Below are 15,132 nucleotides of genomic sequence, written 5' to 3'. Positions count from 1 at the left end.
CTTGGGTAAAACCGTTGACGCTTAGCCGTTGACCGGACGATACACCAGATCCAGTTCGCGCGCGGCGCGGACATCATCCAGACGGCGCACCGGCATGGTGTGCGGCGCGCCCTTGACCAGTTCCGGCTCGGTGCGGGCTTCGTCCAGAATCTTCACCAGCGCGGCGATGAAACCGTCCAGCTCGTCGGGGGCCTCGGTTTCGGTCGGCTCGATCAGGAAGCATTCCGGCACCAGCAGCGGGAAGTAGGTGGTCGGCGCATGGTAGCCGTAGTCCAGCAGGCGCTTGGCGATATCCATCGCCGACACGCCCAGGGTCTTGGCTTCCTTGGCGAAGGTGATGATGAACTCGTGCGAACCGCGACGCTCCGGGTACGCCAGCTGGAAACCGGCGGCTTCGAGGCGCTTCATCATGTAGTTGGCGTTCAGCGTCGAATATTCACCGACCCGGTGCAAACCTTCACGGCCCAGCACCAGCGCGTAGAAGTAGGCGCGCAACAGCACCCCGGCATTACCCATGAAGGCATGCAGGTGGCCGATGCTTTGCGGCAGGTCGTTGTGATCCAGCCAGCGGTACCGGCCGTCATCTTCCTTGCCGACAATCGGCGTCGGCAGGAACGGCAGCAGGCGCTCGCCGACACCGACCGGACCCGCACCCGGACCGCCGCCGCCGTGCGGGGTGGCGAAGGTCTTGTGCAGGTTCATGTGCAGCACGTCGAAGCCCATGTCGCCGGGACGCACCTTGCCGAGAATGGCGTTGAGGTTGGCACCGTCGTAGTACAACAGGCCGCCCGCATCGTGGACAATCAGGGCGATCTGGTCGATCTGCTGGTCGAAGACGCCGCAGGTCGAGGGATTGGTCATCATCAGGCCGGCGGTTTGCGGACCGACGGCAGCCTTCAACGCTTCCAGATCGACGTCGCCATTCGCCATCACCGGGATTTCACGCACGGTGTAGCCGCACATCACCGCCGTGGCGGGATTGGTGCCGTGAGCGGTCGAGGGAATCAGCATTTCAGTACGGGCGAGATCGTTGCGCGACAGGTGGTAGGCGCGGATCATCGCCACCCCGGCGAACTCACCCTGGGCGCCGGCGGCGGGCGTCAGCGACACACCCTTCATACCGGTCACTTCCTTCAGCACTTCCTGCAGGTCGTACATGCAGGCGAGAAAGCCTTGCGAGTGCGACGCCGGGGCCAGCGGGTGACGGCCAAGGAAGCCGGGCATCATCGCCGCCTTGTGCGCGCCGCGGGGGTTGTACTTCATGGTGCAGGAACCCAGCGGATAGAACTGGGTATCGATGCTGAAGTTCTTGCGCGACAGGTTGGTGTAGTGACGCACCACCTGCATTTCGGAAGCTTGCGGCAGCAGCGCGGGTTGCTTGCGGCGCAGGTTGGCGGGCAGCGCCACGGCGTCCTGACGGACCACGGGGGCCTGGGCGGTAGCGCGACGACCGGGTTCGGAACGTTCAAAAATCAGGGTCATGGTCTTACTCCGCACGGGCCAGGGCAGTTTCAAGAACCTGCACGTACTTCTGCAGGTCAGCGGCGTTCTTGGTTTCGGTGGCGCACACCAGCAGGGCGTTGCCCAGCTCCGGGTAATACGGCGACAGGTCCAGACCGCCGAGCACGCCCTGATCGGCCATCGCTGCCAGCACCCCGGCGGCGGGCTTGGGCAGGCTCAGAACGCTTTCATGGAAAGTCGCACCGGCGAAGGGACGGCCCACTCCGGCAACGCCAGCCGCCTGCTGCGCCAGCGCCTGCAGGTTATTGTGGCTGGCCAGCGCCACGCGCTCGATGCCTTCCGAGCCCATCAGGCTGAGGTAGATGGTGGCGGCAGTCATCGCCAAACCCTGGTTGGTGCAGATGTTCGAGGTCGCCTTGGCGCGACGGATGTGCTGTTCGCGCGCTTGCAGCGTCAGCACGAAACCGGGCTTGCCTTCCAGATCGACGGTGCGACCGATGATTCGGCCCGGCATCTGGCGCACATGCTCCTGCTTGCAGCAGAGGAAACCGACGTACGGACCGCCGGAGGACAAAGGAATGCCGAAAGGCTGGCCTTCGCCCACGACGATATCCGCGCCCTTGCCACCCCACTCGCCCGGCGGTGTCAGGATCGACAGCGCCATCGGGTTGACGACGGCAATGGTCAGCACATTATTGGCTTCCGCCCAGCGCGTCAGCGCGTCCACGTCTTCCAGCACGCCGAAGAAATTGGGGAAGGGAATGACCAGCGCCGTGAAATCCTGGCCTTCATAGGCTTGCAGGCTGGCGGGATCGATCTTGCCTTCCTGGCGGTCATAATCCAGCTCGACCAGTTCGATGCCCTGCATCTCGACGATGGCCTTGACCGCCTCGCGGTACAGCGGCGACACGGTGCGCGGCATCAGGATGCGGCGGCTCTTCGACTTGCGGTGGGCGCGAACGGCCATCAGCGCCGCTTCGGCCAGACCGGACGCGCCGTCATAAACGGAGGCGTTGCTCACGTCCATGCCGGTCAGGTGCGCCATCATGCTCTGGAATTCGTAGATCACCTGCAGGGTACCCTGCGAGGCTTCCGCCTGATACGGCGTGTAGGCGGTCATGAACTCGCCGCGCCCCACCACGTCCCAGACAGCAGCGGGAATGTGGTGCTCATACGCGCCCGCACCCAGGAAGCACAGCGCCCCGGCGTCCTGGTTGCTGCGATCCGTCATCCGTCGCAGCGCATCCATTTCGCTCAGGCCATCGGGGATGGCGTTCAGGGGCTGGCAGCGCAAGTGGGCCGGAATCTCATCGAAGAGATCATCCAGTCGGCTGGCGCCGATGGACTGGAGCATGGCGCTCACATCGGCTTCGGTATGGGGAATGAAGGGCATGGACAGGCTCGTATAAGCTAGGGGAACAAGTTCCCTCCCCCGTGTTGGGGAGGGTTAGGGAGAGGAGTACTGCGGAGGCTCAAACTTGCAGAATGTTCAAGCAGCTTTCCGCACCCCTCTCCCCGGCCCTCTCCCACAAGGGGAGAGGGAGATGAAGCGAGTTAATGCTCGGTGGCTACCTGGGCATCGTATTCTTCGCCGGACATCAGATTGTCCAGTTCGGAAACGTCGGAGACACGGATCTTGTAGATCCAGCCTTCGTTGTACGGGTCGGTGTTGATGATTTCCGGGGTATCGCCCAGCGCTTCGTTGACGGCAATGATTTCACCGGAGACCGGAGCATAGATGTCGGAAGCGGCCTTCACCGATTCCACGACACCGGCTTCGTCACCCGCGGCAACAGTATCGCCGACATCCGGCAACTCCACGTACACCAGGTCGCCCAAGGCTTCCTGGGCATGATCGGTAATGCCGACGGTGACCACATCGCCGTCCAGGCGGGCCCATTCGTGGCTGCTGGCGTATTTCAGATCGCTGGGAGTATTGCTCATGATTTTCTCGCTTGAAGTCGGACGCACTGGCCGGTGCGCCCCGATAATGAAAACTTAAACCAGCGCCTTGCCGTTGCGGACAAAGGGCGGTTTGACGACGGTCGCGGCCAGCTTCTTGCCGCGGATTTCCACCTGCACCTGCGTAAAGTCACCGGCGGGCACGCGCGCCAGCGCAATCGACTTTTCCAGGGTCGGCGAGAAGGTGCCGGAGGTGGTGATGCCCTCCCCGACGCCTTCGACAATCACTTTCTGTTCGGCGCGCAACACGCCCTTGTCCTGCAGGATCAGGCCGACCAGTTGCTGCGCAACCCCGGCGTTCTTCTCGGCCAGGATGGGTTCCTTGCCAATGAAGTCGTGATCCCAGGCAATGGTCCACGCCATGTTGGCGACCAGCGGCGACACGTTGTCGTCCATCTCGTGGCCGTAGAGGTTCATCCCGGCTTCCAGACGCAGCGTATCGCGCGCGCCCAGACCGCAAGCGGTCACCCCGGCGGCCAGCAGCTGTTGCCAGAAGCCGGTGATTTCCGCCTCCGGCACCAGCATCTCCACGCCTTCTTCCCCGGTATAGCCGGTGCGGGCGATAAACCAGTCGTTGCGAAATTCCTTGCCCTGAAAGACTTTCAGACCGGCGATCAGCGCGGAGGCTTCCTCGCCCAGCACCTGACCGACGATAGCGTTGGCCTTGGGGCCCTGCACGGCGATCATGGCCAGATCAGTGCGTTCGTTGATCGAGACGCGGAAACTGGCGGCCTGCGCCTGCATCCAGGCCAGGTCCTTGTCGTGGGTGCCACAGTTGACGATGACGCGCCACAGGTCCGGGTTGGCCTCGGTCGGGGCGTAGACAATCAGGTCGTCGATGACGCCGCCCTGCGGGTTGAGCATGGCGGAATACAGCGCCTTGCCGGGCAAGATCAGGCGGGCGACGTCGTTGGCCAGCAGCTTTTGCAGGTAGGCCTTGGCGTCGGGGCCGGTGACATCGACAAAAGTCATGTGCGACACATCGAACATGCCAGCCTCGCGGCGCACGGCATGATGTTCGGTCAGCACCGAGGTGTACTGGACGGGCATGTCCCAGCCGCCAAAATCCACCATGCGGGCGTTCAGGGCCAAATGTTCGTGATAAAGTGCGGTCTTGAGTCCCATAACGCCTCCGGAAATGCGGCCTGCATTTTACATGTTCAGGCCATTCCAGACTACCGGCAGGCGATGAACAAACGGGGTTTTCCATGTTTTATCAACTGATTGCCATTGGCGGCGGCGCCGCGTTGGGAGCGATCTGCCGCTGGCAATTGGGCCTGTGGCTAAACGCGCTGACGCCCACGGTCCCCTTGGGGACGCTGGCGGCCAACCTGATCGGCGGTTATCTGATCGGCGTGGCGGTGGCGGTATTCGCCCTGTTGACCGATTTGTCGCCGCTGTGGCGCTTGCTGATCGTGACCGGATTCCTGGGCGGGCTGACTACGTTTTCGACGTTTTCGGCGGAAGTGGTCACCTTGCTGCAGGCGGAACGGTTTGGCGCCATGCTGCTGGCGATCGGGCTGCATGTCGGCGGCTCGCTGCTGATGACGGTGCTGGGCATGGCGACGGTCAGCGCCCTCAAATAAATCCCAATTTACTTCGAAATCACCGTCAGGGCGGAATAACGCCCTGACGTGGCCTCGAATGACAACCCGATCGTCCTTCAATGACCCTTGCCACCCCGCCCCTTTCCCGATAAGTTGGACGAGAGTCCAAACCCCATAACAATCCCCGGACAAGAGGAATAACCATGCGCTCACTCGAAGGCAAAGTCGTCGTCATTACCGGCGCGGGCTCCGGCATCGGCCGCGCCCTGGCCCTGCAACTGGCCGCCCAAGGCTCGCAACTCGCCCTGTGCGATGTCAGCGCCGACAACCTGCAAAAGACCGTCGAAATCGCCGGTGCGCATGGCGTCAAGGTCTACAGTGCCACCGTCGACGTTTCCGACCGCAAGGCCGTGCAGACCTTCGCCGACAATGTCGAGCGCGTGCTAGGCAAGGCCCACGTCATCATCAACAACGCCGGGGTAGCGCTGGCGCAAACCGTGGACCACATGAAGCGCAGCGATTTCGAGTGGGTGATGAACATCAACTTCTACGGCGTCGTCAATGGCACCGAGGCCTTCCTGCCGCACCTGAAGGCGCAAAAGGACGGCCATATCGTCAATATTTCCAGCATCTTCGGCATCATCGGCGTGCCCAGCCAGTCGGCCTACAACTCCAGCAAGTTCGCGGTGAAGGGCTTTACCGAAGCCATGCGCCAGGAACTGAAGTCGTCGCACCCGCACATCCATGTGACCTGCGTGCATCCGGGCGGCATCAAGACCAACATCGTGCGTAACGGCCGCATTGAAGAAGACATGAATGGCAAGCAGGTCAGCCTGGGCAAGATGGCCGCCGATTTCGACAAGATGGCCGGCACCACCGCCGAGGAAGCTGCCCGCCAGATCGTGCGCGCCATCGAGAAGAACACCAAGCGCCTGCTGATCGGCCCGGACGCCAAGGTGCTGGACCTGATGCAGCGCCTGCTGCCCAACCATTACGACAATGTCATGGGCATCGGCACCAAGCTGCTGGAACGTCTGGGCAAACGCTGATTCTTCCTGCGGCAATTTCCTCCACCGGGTCAACTCCCAGCCCGGTGGGGTTTCCCGTTAAACCCGTCGCATCCTGACGCCGACACCGCCTCGGCCAATTGTTTCCCCTCCCCCTTCACCGTACAATCGCAACCTTCCCGAAACGCCCTCACTTCCCTGCCGGAACCTCATGAGCACTCTCAATCCACGCCAACTTGAAGCGATGAAGTACATTGACGGCCCCTTGCTGGTGCTGGCGGGCGCCGGATCCGGCAAGACCTCCGTGATTACGCGCAAGATCGCCTACCTGATTGAAGAATGCGGTATCAAGCCGCACCGCATTTTCGCCGTCACCTTTACCAACAAGGCGGCGCGGGAAATGAAGGAACGGGTCGGCAAGCTGCTGAGCGGCAAGAACGCCCAGGGCATCAGCGTTTCCACCTTCCACACGCTTGGCCTGACCATGATCCGGCACGAACTGGAAGCCGCCGGACTGAAGCAGAACTTCTCGATCCTGGATTCCGATGACGCCCAGCGCCTGCTGGCCGACCTGCTGCACAAGGAAAACAGCCCGGCCGCCGACCGCAAGGAGGCGATGAAGTTCATCATCAAGAAGATTTCCGACTGGAAGAACGACCTGATCCAGCCGGTGCAGGCGGTCAGCGTCGCCACCACCAATGAAGAACTGATCGCCGCGCAAATCTACGAAGCCTATCAGCGTCACCTGCGCGCCTATAACGCCGTCGACTTTGACGACCTGATCGCCATTCCCACGCGCCTGTTGCAGGAAAACCAGGCCATCCGCGAGAAATGGCAGGAACGCGTGCATTACCTGCTGGTGGACGAATACCAGGACACCAACACCGCCCAGTACCTGCTGGTGAAACTGCTGGTCGGCGCCCGCGCCCGCTTCACCGCCGTGGGCGACGACGACCAGAGTATCTACGCCTGGCGCGGCGCCAAGCCGGAAAACATGATCCAGCTGACCCACGACTATCCGAACCTGAAGGTGGTAAAGCTGGAACAGAACTACCGCTCGATGGCGCGCATCCTGACCGCCGCCAACTCGGTGATCGGCAACAACCCGCACGTCTTCGAAAAGAAGCTGTGGAGCCAGCACGGGCTGGGCGACCGCATCCGCATCATCACCTGCCCCACTGACCGCGACGAGGCCGAGCGCGTCGCCAACGACCTGATTCACCACAAGCTGATCAACAGCCGCACCTGGAAGGATTACGCCATCCTCTATCGCGGCAACTTCCAGGCCAAGGCCATTGAAACGCAGCTGCGCGAACTGCAGATTCCCTACAAGATTTCCGGCGGCCAGTCCTTCTACTCCCGCGCCGAAATCAAGGACGTGATGTCCTACCTGCGGCTGATCATCAATCCGTCTGACGACAGCGCCTTCCTGCGCATCATCAATACCCCGAAGCGCGGCATCGGCCCGACCACGCTGGAGAAATTGGCCAGTTATGCGCAACAGCGCGGCGTGTCGCTACTGACCGCCTGCCAGGAATTCGGACTGGCCGAAGCCTTGGGCCAGAAGAAGGCCTTAGTGACCTTGCAGGAGTTCGCGCAGTGGCTGGAACATCACACCCGCGAGATTCTGGAAACCACCGAGCCGGTGCCGGAAATCCGCAAGCTGCTGAACGATATTGATTTCGAGGATTACATCCGCGAACAGGCCCCGACGCCGCAAGGCGCGGAAGCCCGGCTGGAGAACATCAACTTTTTGCTGACCTCGATCCAGGGCATGCTGAACAAGGCCGAATCCGAGGACGACAAGAACATCGAGGCGGTAATCCGCAAGCTGGTGCTGATTGACCTGCTGGATCAGCAGGCCGAGGAAGACGACAGCGACCGCGTGCAATTGCTGACGCTGCATGCCTCGAAGGGACTGGAATACCCGCACGTCTACATTATCGGCCTGGAAGAAGACCTGCTGCCGCACCGCAACAGCATCGACGCCGATACGGTGGAAGAAGAACGCCGACTGATGTACGTGGGCATCACCCGCGCCAAGCAGACGCTGACGCTGACGCTGGCCGAACGCCGCAAGGCCGGGGGCGATTTCCGCTCCACCATGCCCAGCCGCTTCCTGGATGAATTGCCGCACGAGGAAATCGAATGGATCGGGCGCACCAGCACCCGCACGCCTCAGGAAAAGCAACGGATCGGAGCCGCCCACCTCGCCAACCTTCGCGCCCTACTGAAATAACCGGAGACCGCCATGACCGATGAAATGCTGACCCAACTGGGCATGAACCTGGCGGTTCCCGCCTTCATCGCCTTCCTGATGTTCGTGATCTGGGATCTGGCCAAGAAATCCAATGCGGGCAAGATGGGGACTTTTGCACTGTTCATTGCGCTTGGCGTGGGCTTTCTGGGCTATACGATCAAGATCGTGCTGCAGTTTGTCATCAACAAATAAGCCCGGTTTTCAGGCATAAAAAAAACCCGCCGCAGCGGGTTTTTTTATATCAGGCGGATTACTTGGCCATGTAATCGACGCCGTTCTTGATTTCCTGCTCGGAGCAAACCGCGCAGCCGCCCTTGGCGGGCATCATGTTGAAACCGCCCAGCGCGTGCTGGTACAGGGTGGCCTTGCCCTTGGCGACACGCGGAGCCCAATCGGCAGTACCGAACTTGGGAGCGCCCATGACACCGGCGCCGTGGCAACCGCTACACACGGCCTTGAAGATTTCCTCGCCGGAGCGGGGAGCCGCGCCCGGGGCCGGAGCAGCGGCGGCGGCCACGACCGGGGTCTTCACGGAACAGGGCTTGCCCTGCACGCAAACTTCACCCACCAGCTTGATGCGGCTGATGACTTCGGCTTCATCCTGGGCCGCCATCGCAGACGACATGAAGCCCAGACCCAACAAAGCAAACAGAACAAATTTCTTCACGGAACGCCTCACAGCAGCAGGTTGATTCTTGATGGCGGCGAGTATAACCGCAAATGCGGTGAGGACAAAGCTGAACAACCCATTTGCACGAAAAGGCATGGACGACCGATGGCGGGGCGGGTATGATTGCGCCCCTGCAAAGCGCCCGTAGCTCAGCTGGATAGAGTACTGCCCTCCGAAGGCAGGGGTCGTGGGTTCGAATCCCGCCGGGCGCGCCATCTCCCCCTCAAGCAATATATTCTCCGCAAAAAACCTGATCCTGAACACCTGAATCTCCAACACACACGAAGCGCACAACCCCAATTCCAAGCTCTTGCCGTCCGCAGCCATTGTCCGAGCCACACCACCTTCATCGAAGCCGGTTAATCGCACCTTTTAAACAGTGAACTGCCCTTGCGCGAGTTTTGGCGAAGGACTCGCTTTTGCCTCCTTTTGGCGACCCAAAAGGAGGGCCCGCCGCAGGCGGATGTTCTCACGGCGGGGAAAGAGGTCAGACACCTTTCTTTGGACGTTTTATGTACCTGATTGCTCTATGGGTTTACCATCATCATCAAAATGAGTTTTTAAATACTCTACAAGTTTTGGCCACTCAGCCAAGCCCTGAGCCTTACCAATTCGCCCCCAAACTCTTACATTGGATGGAATTTCAATTGCAAATCTATCAAAGTCTTTATTGCCAGCAAGCCTTAGAGTTATCAAAGCTTTAGGTGCTGTCCAAACACCAAGAATTCTTCTTGATAATGTTTCTCCAAGCCTTCCTTCCACTAAATCATTCAAGCCCATAATATTTTTGGTGGACTCATGGATACTTAAAACGTAACTTTCGATTGCACTCAACAACTCATTTAGCGACTCAACATCAGAAACATATAGAGCATCACCCAGTTTTTCTTTAAAACTATCATACAATTCAAATATATACAAATAATCATAATTTGAAAAACTAAATTTACTTAGAATATCATTAACAACATCAACAGACATTTGAATAGATAATGGGATTGTAAAACCCTGATAAGATCGCTCAAACTTGAATCCAACCATTTGAACACCACATTCTACCTGTCTTGAAAAATTATATCCCCCATTCTCCCTCTGCAACACCTCATCCACCACATACCCCCGCCGGATTAATATAGCCTCAAGCAACGGGAAAGCCAATTTCTTGAACTGCGGCACCGTCGTAGGAAAATCATGCTGCCCTTCCAGATAGTGAATCGCACCTTGCCATTTCTTGCCCTGTGCCTCCGGCAAAATACGCCCATCCGGCAGGAAGAACACTCCTTGTAAGTCGTCGAAAAGCACCACGCCCACTTCCGAGGCGACTTTCACCAGAATCCGCTTGGCGATCCAGAACGGATCCGCCGGCAGTTCCAAGCGCAAGGCACCATAGTAGTTCGACAGCGCCCAAGACTCAACACGCCCGAAGAAGTCCGCCACGTCCGTATCAATATCGGGATTATCACGGACTACTTGCGGCAACAGGCGTGCCAGCACCAGCATCTTATCCATCGGAGGAACATCTTCGCGCGCCAGCGCGCGGCGGAATGCAGGCAATAAATCCTCATATTTCGGAGCAACTTGCTCACCCGCCAGATCCCACACGTAAAATGCTTCGCCGCTCATCATCATCCTCTCTGATATTTCAACGCAACCCTGTCATCGGGCCCTGTGGGTAGTGTAAACGCAGCGTCTGGTTTGGGCCAAGTACTGGAGTGGATAACGGAGTCAGACACCTTTATGCCTTTATTAATATTAATGCAGCACACTCCGCCAAAAAGAAAAACCCGTCATGGACGGGCTTTTCTTTACTGCAGCAGGCCTATGGCCTGCCCCGCCAAACGTGTGGCTTAATACAGATACACCGCGCCGGCTTCCGGACGGGAAACATCCGACCCCGCGACATCAGCACCATTATGCACACCCTTGGCCATGCCATATTCCCCCGGCGCTCCAACCGCCAGACGCTTGCCATCGGTGCTCAACGCCACCACATCACCAAAGCGGGAACGAATATCCAGCCACAAGCCCGCCGATGAAGTCATGGTATTGGACGCCTTGACATAGCTTCGCTGCGTACCCGCACCATTGCCGTCGATGGCGAACATGTACACGCCGCCATTCTCGTTGATACCGCCCGCGCTGGCCGTAGAGCCATTGATGCCGCGGCTGAGGGTGGCATCGCCAGGCGCGCCGATGGCCAGCAAAGTCCCGTCGCCGCTAAGCGCCACCGACGATCCGACGTTGGCGAACATGCCGGTATTGACGGTCTTCAGCATGGCGGTTTGCACCCACGCTGCCGCGCGCTTGAACAAGTAGACCGCACCCAGGTTCCGGGTGTTGTCGTTCGAGGACAGCGTGGCGTTATCGCTATCAACATAAGGCGCGCCCACGGCCAGCAATGCCCCGTTATCACTGAGGGAAACCGCCGTCCCGAATTCCGGGCCGTCAATGACATCGGTCGCCAGCGGGGTGTTGGACGCCTTGATATAGGATTGCTGCGTCCAAAGCGCCGCGCCGTTATCGTAGGCAAATACGTACACTGCGCCGCTGTCATCCAGCCCGGCCGCGTTCTGATTGCCGTTGATGCCGCGTGCGCTGCTGTTTTCGCCCGGTGAACCGACCGCTACCGTCTGGCCGTCCCCCGCCAGGGCAACGCTATCGCCGAAGCGAGCATTGGCGCGACTGTTGCTGGCTTTCAGATAGGCTTTCTGCGCCCAAGCTCCGCCCGACTTTTCAAACAGATACGCAGCGCCGCTGTCAGTGCTGCCCGTGAGGGCGCCGTTGCCGTTAACGCCCTTGGCCGGGCTGTCCTCGCCCGGTGCGCCCACCACCAGACGGTTGCCGTCCTTGCTGAGGCTGATCGCCGCGCCAAACAGCTGGTTGTCGCGGCTGTTGGAAGACTTCAGATAAGTCGGTTCGCTCCAGTTGCCGCCGGTATCCCGGCTATAGACGTAAACCGCGCCGCTGTCGATCAGGGTGCTGTCAGTCTGGTCGCCGTTGACGCCGACTGCACCACTACCCTCACCTGCCGCGCCAACAGCAATGACACTACCGTCACTATTAACCGCGACTCCGGTGCCAAAGCGCGCGCCAAAGCCGCCCTCGGGATTGCCGTCCGCATCGCGGATATGCGGGGCTTTCAGGTACAACACCTGCGACCACAACCCGTTGCTGCCCATCTGATAGACGTAGACCGCACCGTGATTGTCCGCGCCGGAACCCGCCACCGAGCGATCGCCGATGTAGAGGCCTTCGGCCTCATCCTTCACCTGCGGAGAGCCAACGACCAGCGTGCGGCCGTCGCCGCTCAGCGCCGCCGAGCCGCCGAAGCGGCTGCCATCCTGGGTATTGGAGGCCTTTACGTAGGTGATTGACGCCAACATGCCGCTCACCACGCTGATGGGTTGCGAAGCGGTGCAGCTATCGCCGTTGCAGGCGTCGATGCGGAACCGGGCGTTGGGCCAGTCCAGCAGATGACTGCTGACCGGAAGCCGGTAGCTGCCGGAGGCGGCGGCGATGTCTCCGCCGATACGGGTGAAACCCGACGAACCGGTGGCATCCTGATAAAGACGATAGCTGGTGACGCCGCTGACCGGGGTCCAGGAAAGATCCAGCCCCTGCACGCCGATCGACATGCTCAGGCTGGCGGCGGCTGGCGCGGTGGATGTGGAGGAACCACCGCCCCCCCCTCCGCCGCCGCAAGCGGCCAAAGCCAGTGTCAGGCTTCCGGCGAAAGAGTATTTGGCAATACGCATCAGTGTCATGGCTAGGCTCCGCAGAGAGTCAGAGTGGGCTTTCGCCGGTTGGCGAGAACTGCGCGGTATTGTGAAAAGGGAATATTGCAGCTTGAGGTCAGCAGGCGGGACTCTTGTAACAAAAACCCCCGCATTGCGCGGGGGTCTACTTCGTCGTCAGGCCTGGCACAAGGCCATCAGACTTAGTTGGCGATGCAGCGATCCACCAGAGCGGTCGCGCTGGCGGCATTGGCGGTGGCGTCCAGGCCCAGGGTCAGGGCGGCGAAACCGCTCTTCTTGCCGATGGTCTTGACCTTGGTGCTGATGCCGTAAGGCGCCTTGAACAGCGCGCGAACAGCGTCAGCCTTGGCGACGTTGGTGACCACCGAGCTGGTGGCGGCGTCGAACATGTCAGCATTGCCGGTGTTGTAACCGATCAGGTAGCTGACGGCGACAATCGGGTACTGCTTGTAGTCATTCTTCTTGGCGTCAACGGCGGGCTTGGCGTACACCGCCGGGTCAACCAGCTGGACACAACCGGCGGCGCTGGCGGCGGCCGGGGTCAGATCCAGAATGGTCGGACGGCCGTTGGCGTCGTTGCTGCCCAACACCTTGTCGCTGGCGGCGGTAACCGCGACGGAAGCAGGCAGATCCTTGATCGGATCAAACTTCTTGTACTTCTCGGCCTTGTGCTTGATGGTCTTGAAAACCACAGCGCCGTTCTTGAGGACCGGGCTGCCGTCCGCGTTGAATTGCTGGACCACTTCGCTCCAGGCGGCCACATCGGGCTTGATGGAAACCGTAGCGTGACGCAGCAGCTTGCCGCCGGCCAGCGCAGCGCGGGCTTCACCGTCAGCCACTTCGGCATAGCCGATGGTGCCGTCGGTTGCCAGCACGGAGGTCACCACACCGCCGTTGCCGCTGGACTGGATAGTGCCGGACGGAACGGTGGCGTTGACACCGCCGGCCGCAAACGTGGAGTTGGTGCTGAAGCCGGTAACCGCTGTCGGGAAAGCGGACGGGCAGGTAGCCGACAGGTGGTTGGTGAAGCTGAAGCTGGTGCCGGAGCTGTCGGAACGAACCACCGGGATAATGGCCTTGGAGGGCAGGCTGGAGTTCAGCTGGTTCCAGTTGTTGATGGTGCCGGCGAAGATCTGGCAGATCTGCGATTCGGTCAGGTTCAGGGCAACGTTGCCCAGGTCGGCGTTGTTGTAGATGATGCCGATGGCGCCGGCGACGGCGGGCAGCTGCACAATGGCGGTCTTGCCGGCGGCGCGCGGGCCGGTCAGGAAGGACGCGTATTCCGAAGCGCTGAACGGTGCGTCGGTGGCGGCGAAGTCAGCGGAAGCCTTGTCGGCGCCGAAGCTGAGGCCGGAGGTTACGCTGTAGTCCGGGCAAGCGCCGGAAGCATCGACGGTGCCGCGAATGACGTTACGGCCGGTGCCGGAACCCGTTGCGCAGTAGGAGACTTTCCACAGCTTGGTCACGTCGCCGTTCACGCCGGTCTGGGTAAAGTAACCGAACAGCGAATCCGGAGCAGCCGGATCAGCGTCCAGCAGCTTCTTGGTGGTCGAGGTCAGGGCGTGGCGCTTGGGGGTGCTGAAACCCAGCCACTTGTTGCCGATGTACGCACCGGCGGGCAGCGTGGCGCCACCGCCGTAGAGAGTGCCTTGAGCGACAGGAACCACAACCGTGGCGGAAAAAGCCGGCAGTGCGACCATGGCGGCCACGGCGAGGGCGATGCGATTAAGTTGGAACATGATGTACTCCCCTGTTATCGGGTATGGTGGTTAATTGTGCAGGTTGCCCGAAAAAGCAACGCCAGATTAGGGGGGGCAGGTTTCAGTTCATTGAATGATTTGCTACATCGCCGTGGAACTTTTATGAAAAAAGAGCGCTCAAGGCGTACCTGTAACTGTCATATTCAGACTGGGGGAACTTTGGGTGATGACCCCCAGGGTCGCGCCTTCCACCGTGATGACAGCGGATTGCGCGCCGCTCTGGTTCAGGATCAGGCTGGAGTTTCCGTTTTGGGAAATCAGGGCGTTGTTGTCGCCGCCGGACTGGTTCAATCCCAGCCGGTTGGCGTCATTCAACTGGGTAATATCGGCATTGTTGTTGTCGCCCGCCTGGGTCACGGTGACAAAGTTATCGTTACCGGACTGGGTGATGCCGGCGGTATTGTTGCGACCATTGGCCTGGAATGCGCCAACCGCGTTGTTGCCGCCGGTCTGCTCGATGCTGATCCGTGACTGGGTGGAGCCCAGCTCTTCGGCAAAGGCATAATTGCCAATGCCGGACTGGCTGAGCAATATCTCGTTTTCCAGCGCCGCCATCCCCGAACCGGGGTTGGCGGTGACAAAATCCGACTCGGCCTGCTCAATGGCCGAGACATCCGCCGGGTCCGCCGCCGAAGCCGTTCCGACTAAAAGCACCAGACCCAGGGTCAGGGCGCGCTGTGCGTTGGACATGGCCGAACTCCCGGATCAGG

The 15,132-nt window shown here is 60.4% G+C and carries 13 protein-coding genes and 1 tRNA gene; 5 read left to right on the top strand and 9 right to left on the bottom strand.

Annotated elements, in window-relative coordinates; all coding sequences use genetic code 11:
• Positions 1–21: 21 nt before the first annotated feature.
• The 4 genes from gcvPB to gcvT all read right to left on the bottom strand — a co-directional run bounded on the left by gcvPB (position 22) and on the right by gcvT (position 4,548).
• The gene (gene gcvPB / locus EV700_RS06750; protein ID WP_130412060.1) at positions 22–1,482 is read right to left on the bottom strand and encodes an aminomethyl-transferring glycine dehydrogenase subunit GcvPB; all 1,461 of its coding nucleotides are present in this window, start codon (positions 1,480–1,482) and stop codon (positions 22–24) included.
• A gap of 4 nt (positions 1,483–1,486) precedes the next feature.
• Positions 1,487–2,854, bottom strand: a complete 1,368-nt coding sequence (gcvPA, locus tag EV700_RS06745) for an aminomethyl-transferring glycine dehydrogenase subunit GcvPA (protein WP_130412058.1) — start codon at positions 2,852–2,854, stop codon at positions 1,487–1,489.
• 161 nt (positions 2,855–3,015) lie between these two features.
• Positions 3,016–3,405 (bottom strand): glycine cleavage system protein GcvH, encoded by a 390-nt coding sequence (gcvH, locus tag EV700_RS06740; protein WP_130412056.1) that lies wholly within the window; start codon positions 3,403–3,405, stop codon positions 3,016–3,018.
• A 54-nt stretch (positions 3,406–3,459) separates the two neighbouring features.
• On the bottom strand, positions 3,460–4,548 hold the full coding sequence (gene gcvT / locus EV700_RS06735; protein WP_130412054.1) for a glycine cleavage system aminomethyltransferase GcvT: 1,089 nt from the start codon (positions 4,546–4,548) through the stop codon (positions 3,460–3,462).
• Between the two features lie 83 nt (positions 4,549–4,631).
• On the opposite strand from gcvT, the gene crcB reads away from it, so the two are divergent.
• The 4 genes from crcB to EV700_RS06715 all read left to right on the top strand — a co-directional run bounded on the left by crcB (position 4,632) and on the right by EV700_RS06715 (position 8,429).
• Positions 4,632–5,009, top strand: coding sequence for a fluoride efflux transporter CrcB (gene crcB, locus EV700_RS06730; RefSeq protein WP_130412052.1), 378 nt, complete (start codon positions 4,632–4,634; stop codon positions 5,007–5,009).
• Between the two features lie 164 nt (positions 5,010–5,173).
• Positions 5,174–6,019, top strand: a complete 846-nt coding sequence (locus tag EV700_RS06725; RefSeq protein ID WP_130412050.1) for an SDR family NAD(P)-dependent oxidoreductase — start codon at positions 5,174–5,176, stop codon at positions 6,017–6,019.
• Positions 6,020–6,188: 169 nt separating this feature from the next.
• Positions 6,189–8,216, top strand: a complete 2,028-nt coding sequence (gene rep / locus EV700_RS06720) for a DNA helicase Rep (RefSeq protein ID WP_130412048.1) — start codon at positions 6,189–6,191, stop codon at positions 8,214–8,216.
• 12 nt (positions 8,217–8,228) lie between these two features.
• Entirely contained in the window at positions 8,229–8,429 is a 201-nt protein-coding gene (locus tag EV700_RS06715; RefSeq protein WP_130412046.1) for a DUF2788 domain-containing protein, read from the top strand.
• Between the two features lie 58 nt (positions 8,430–8,487).
• Here the strand turns inward: EV700_RS06715 and EV700_RS06710 are convergent, their stop codons facing one another.
• The gene (locus EV700_RS06710) at positions 8,488–8,904 is read right to left on the bottom strand and encodes a c-type cytochrome (protein ID WP_165391360.1); all 417 of its coding nucleotides are present in this window, start codon (positions 8,902–8,904) and stop codon (positions 8,488–8,490) included.
• Positions 8,905–9,045: 141 nt separating this feature from the next.
• On the opposite strand from EV700_RS06710, the gene EV700_RS06705 reads away from it, so the two are divergent.
• Positions 9,046–9,122, top strand: a tRNA-Arg gene (locus EV700_RS06705).
• Between the two features lie 295 nt (positions 9,123–9,417).
• Here the strand turns inward: EV700_RS06705 and EV700_RS06700 are convergent.
• From EV700_RS06700 to EV700_RS06685, 4 genes are all read right to left on the bottom strand, one after another.
• A complete protein-coding gene (locus EV700_RS06700; RefSeq protein ID WP_130412042.1) occupies positions 9,418–10,533 on the bottom strand; it encodes a hypothetical protein in 1,116 nt (371 codons plus the stop codon).
• A 221-nt stretch (positions 10,534–10,754) separates the two neighbouring features.
• Complete coding sequence (locus EV700_RS06695; RefSeq protein WP_130412040.1) at positions 10,755–12,671, bottom strand: FG-GAP repeat protein; 1,917 nt, start codon at positions 12,669–12,671, stop codon at positions 10,755–10,757.
• A gap of 173 nt (positions 12,672–12,844) precedes the next feature.
• Positions 12,845–14,401, bottom strand: a complete 1,557-nt coding sequence (locus tag EV700_RS06690) for a substrate-binding domain-containing protein (RefSeq protein ID WP_130412038.1) — start codon at positions 14,399–14,401, stop codon at positions 12,845–12,847.
• A gap of 138 nt (positions 14,402–14,539) precedes the next feature.
• A complete protein-coding gene (locus EV700_RS06685) occupies positions 14,540–15,112 on the bottom strand; it encodes a hypothetical protein (protein WP_130412036.1) in 573 nt (190 codons plus the stop codon).
• Positions 15,113–15,132: the final 20 nt, after the last annotated feature.

Origin of the sequence: Fluviicoccus keumensis (assembly GCF_004217445.1) — a bacterium.
Lineage (GTDB): Bacteria > Pseudomonadota > Gammaproteobacteria > Pseudomonadales > Moraxellaceae > Fluviicoccus > Fluviicoccus keumensis.
This window is presented reverse-complemented; position numbering and strand designations above follow the sequence as displayed.

Coding starts and splice junctions, on each gene's coding strand:
- gcvPB (WP_130412060.1), bottom strand. CDS start 1,482: ATGACCCTGATTTTTGAACGTTCCGAACCCGGTCGTCGCGCTACCGCC.
- gcvPA (WP_130412058.1), bottom strand. CDS start 2,854: ATGCCCTTCATTCCCCATACCGAAGCCGATGTGAGCGCCATGCTCCAG.
- gcvH (WP_130412056.1), bottom strand. CDS start 3,405: ATGAGCAATACTCCCAGCGATCTGAAATACGCCAGCAGCCACGAATGG.
- gcvT (WP_130412054.1), bottom strand. CDS start 4,548: ATGGGACTCAAGACCGCACTTTATCACGAACATTTGGCCCTGAACGCC.
- crcB (WP_130412052.1), top strand. CDS start 4,632: ATGTTTTATCAACTGATTGCCATTGGCGGCGGCGCCGCGTTGGGAGCG.
- EV700_RS06725 (WP_130412050.1), top strand. CDS start 5,174: ATGCGCTCACTCGAAGGCAAAGTCGTCGTCATTACCGGCGCGGGCTCC.
- rep (WP_130412048.1), top strand. CDS start 6,189: ATGAGCACTCTCAATCCACGCCAACTTGAAGCGATGAAGTACATTGAC.
- EV700_RS06715 (WP_130412046.1), top strand. CDS start 8,229: ATGACCGATGAAATGCTGACCCAACTGGGCATGAACCTGGCGGTTCCC.
- EV700_RS06700 (WP_130412042.1), bottom strand. CDS start 10,533: ATGATGAGCGGCGAAGCATTTTACGTGTGGGATCTGGCGGGTGAGCAA.
- EV700_RS06695 (WP_130412040.1), bottom strand. CDS start 12,671: ATGACACTGATGCGTATTGCCAAATACTCTTTCGCCGGAAGCCTGACA.
- EV700_RS06690 (WP_130412038.1), bottom strand. CDS start 14,401: ATGTTCCAACTTAATCGCATCGCCCTCGCCGTGGCCGCCATGGTCGCA.
- EV700_RS06685 (WP_130412036.1), bottom strand. CDS start 15,112: ATGTCCAACGCACAGCGCGCCCTGACCCTGGGTCTGGTGCTTTTAGTC.